At 61.9% G+C, this 2,589-nt stretch carries 3 protein-coding genes; 2 read left to right on the top strand and 1 reads right to left on the bottom strand.

Features of this window, described 5'->3' with window-relative positions; translation table 11 throughout:
- Positions 1–326 precede the first annotated feature (326 nt).
- Both ACIQ47_RS16225 and ACIQ47_RS16220 read left to right on the top strand, forming a co-directional pair.
- On the top strand, positions 327–1,154 hold the full coding sequence (locus ACIQ47_RS16225; RefSeq protein ID WP_396439064.1) for a lysophospholipid acyltransferase family protein: 828 nt from the start codon (positions 327–329) through the stop codon (positions 1,152–1,154).
- 16 nt (positions 1,155–1,170) lie between these two features.
- On the top strand, positions 1,171–2,037 hold the full coding sequence (locus ACIQ47_RS16220; protein WP_396439063.1) for a lysophospholipid acyltransferase family protein: 867 nt from the start codon (positions 1,171–1,173) through the stop codon (positions 2,035–2,037).
- Here ACIQ47_RS16220 and ACIQ47_RS16215 read toward each other — a convergent pair.
- The coding region (locus ACIQ47_RS16215; RefSeq protein WP_396439062.1) for an alpha/beta fold hydrolase at positions 2,031–2,589 on the bottom strand (559 nt) is incomplete at its 5' end. The two genes, ACIQ47_RS16220 and ACIQ47_RS16215, sit on opposite strands and share 7 nt — an antisense overlap.

Raw genomic sequence — 2,589 nt, 5'->3', positions numbered from 1 at the left:
ACCATGCGCTGGATGGTGCCGACCGACAAGCCCAGCATTTTGGCGGCTTGACTGGTGCTGAAATAGTGCGGGTGGAGGGTGTCGTTTTTCATGATCAATGCCTTGTTCACGCTGAAAAGAATGAAATGGACGGTTTGGTGTTGTTTCAGGCGTTGTGCTCATGCTATGCCCCGTTGGCTGATGCGGGGAGGGCGTGAACGGGTAGCACGCATCATCCAAAACAGGTAATGGCCAGCCGCTGCCGCTGGGTGCAGGCAAGGCCGGTTCAATGGCCTACACGGCGCAACGGCCGCACCGTCTTCGGTTCAAGGCAAAATCACTCCCCTATGCTTTTTTGGTTTCGCTTCTTTTCCCGATGGCCTTTGTGGACCCTGCATCTGCTGGGCAGCTTGGGGGGCTGGCTGGCCTGGTGCTTTTCGGGGCGTTACAGAAGCCGTTTTCTGGACCATGCGCACCAAGCGGGCTTGGACTGGGGCACGGTGTGGCGGGCCGTGGGTCAGGCTGGGCGCATGTCTGCCGAGTTGCCGCGTTTGTGGTTGGGCCGCACGCCGCCGCTGTTTTGGTCCGATGACCGCGCCGCTTTAGACGCCTACGCCAGCGGAAAAGGGGTGCTTTTTTTGACCCCGCACATGGGCTGTTTTGAAATCACGGCGCAGGCATTGGCGTTGCGCTTTTCTGAGCTGCACGGCCCGTTGACGGTGCTTTATCGTCCTGCGCGCCATGCCGGTTTGGGAGAGGTCATGACCTTGGCCCGTGAAAGACCCGGTCTGGCGCCGGTGCCCACCACCTTGGCGGGGGTGCGCCAGATGATCAAGGCCTTGCGCTCTGGCCGTGCCGTGGGTTTGTTGCCCGATCAGGTGCCGCCCGAGGGCATGGGCCAGTGGGCACCGTTTTTTGGCCAACCGGCTTACACCATGACCTTGGCGGCGCGATTGGCCTTGCAAACCAGCGCACGTGTGGTGCTCATCTGGGGCGAGCGCTTGTCTTGGGGGCGTGGTTACCGCTTGCACACCCAAGCGCTGAGCCACGAACTGTCGGTTGACCTGGACACCGCCGTGGTGCAGATCAACCAGGCCATGGAGTCGCTGATCCTGCAGTGCCCATCGCAATACGTCTGGGGCTATGCCCGTTACAAAAAACCCAGGCAGGCCTGAGCAGACCCCATCAACCATGCTGAATTTGATCATCATTGTTTTGCGCTTGCTGGCGCGTTTGCCTTTGTCCTGGTTGCGTGCGGCGGGCCATGGTTTGGGTTGGTCGTTGTGGCACCTGGCCCGCAAGCGCCGACGCGTTGTGGCCGTTAACCTGCAAAAGTGCATGCCCGAGTTGTCCGAATCTGAGCGTGAGGCCTTGGCTTACCACCACTTTGTGGTGTTTGGCCAGTCGGTGCTGGATCGTGCCTGGCTCTGGCATGCGCCTGAGGCGCTGGTGCGGCAACGCCTGCGCTGGGTGGGGGATCAGCAGGCTTTAAAGCAGCCGGGGCCTTTGGTGATGTTTGCCCCGCATTTTGTGGGCCTGGAAGCCGGTGGCATGGCGGTCGCCTTGGATGTCCCCGGGCCGGTCGCGTTCATTTTTGTCGGGCAGTCCAATCCGGCGGTCGAGGCCTTGGTGCGCCAAGGGCGCGAGCGCGCGGGCAATGTGCGGCCGTATTTTCGGCACGAGGGCATGCGGCAGATTTTGGTGCGCATCAAAAAAGGCGAACCCTTGCACTTGTCACCTGACATGGATTTTGGCCGCAGTGAATCTATTTTTGTGCCCTTCATGGGGGTCGAACAAGCCGCCACTGTGCCTTCGCTGTCGCGTTTATCCAAGGTGGTGGGCGCGCGCGTGGTGCCTGTGGTCACGCGCATGACGCCGCAGGGGTATGACATTGAAGTCCACGCGCCGCTGTCCGACTTCCCGACCGCTGACTTGGCGCAAGACACCACTCGCATGAACGGCTTGCTGTCCGACTGGGTGCGTGCCATGCCCGAGCAGTATTACTGGGTGCACAAGCGCTTCAAGACACGGCCCGAGGGCGAGCCGGGCTTTTATTGAGGCGAGGGCGCGAGGAAACCGGTGATTTCTTGGATCACCCGCTCGGGTTGTTCATGCACCACCCAGTGGGTGGCTTGGGCGATGGACACCAGTTTCAGATCGGGCACATGCTGCGCCAGGCCTTCGGTCAGGCAGGGCAGCAAGGCCACGTCGTCTTGTGCCCACAGCACCAGCGTGGGCACACCGATGTGAAGGGCTTCGGGCGGCAACTGAACCGCCGAAGCGCCCGGGTCTTGCGCCGTGGCGGGGCTCAGGGGTGAGGCCCGGTAATAGTTGAGGCCGCCTTGCAGGCCATGTCGCCAGGTTTGTCGGTAGCGTTCTTTGACTTCAGGGGTGAGCCAGCGGGCGGCAGCGCATGCGTGGTCGCCCGGAGGCCGTGTGAGCGAGGGCAACGAGCGGTCGTTTCCGTCCAGAAAACCCAGCAAGCGTTCAAAGTCTTGGGCGGCCAGTTTCGCGGCCGCATCGGGCTGCACCAGAAAGTTCATGTAAGCGCTGGCCGCTTGTTGCGCCGGGTCATTTTGCAAGGCTTTGAGGAAAGGGCCGGGGTGGGGC

It is taken from the genome of Limnohabitans sp., assembly GCF_044373035.1.
Classification (GTDB): Bacteria; Pseudomonadota; Gammaproteobacteria; order Burkholderiales; family Burkholderiaceae_C; genus Limnohabitans_A.
The sequence above is the reverse complement of the archived record's forward strand: the minus strand, read 5'-3'. Positions and strand labels throughout refer to the sequence as shown.